Here is a 522-nt window from a genome sequence, read left to right as displayed (position 1 = left end):
GATCTTAGAAGACAATACAAAGCGCGCTAAACCGCGGTGGGCGAGGTAAGTCATTGGAAATGCCAAAAACGCCATTGCGACTAGTGGCCAAAATCCACCGATGCCTAAGTTGATTGGCAGAAACAAAATACCGGCACCAACGGCGGTCCCGAATAGGCTAAGTACCCAATGTGTGTCATGTTTTGACCAAGAGGTTGTTGTGTTTAATTCACTAGAATTTAACGTATTTCGAGATTCTTTCACTTAAGACTCGCCTTTATAAAAATAATAATGTGGCGGATGGTATCTGTTTTAGTGATTGTTATCACATCAACTATGTGGTGAATCGTGCTGATAAAAAGACAATTTTGTAAATTATCAAACTATGAATATTTTTAAAAACTAGATTTATATTCTGAATTTTAATGTATGAATTGAAGTTATTTACCAAATTTTCAATATTTTTTGGTTTTAGATTTTGTGATTAAAATGTGTCCATGGTGGTATTTGCTATGGATGAGGGCAAGGAAAGTGTTCCGCTCC

1 pseudogene is annotated in these 522 nt (G+C 36.4%); it reads right to left on the bottom strand.

What is annotated here, in order from left to right:
• Positions 1–243, bottom strand: a pseudogene (locus R7Q09_RS28265) (HAAAP family serine/threonine permease); the annotation flags it as partial.
• Positions 244–522 lie beyond the last annotated feature (279 nt).

Source organism: Vibrio sp. 2130-1 (assembly GCF_033339515.1).
This window is presented reverse-complemented; position numbering and strand designations above follow the sequence as displayed.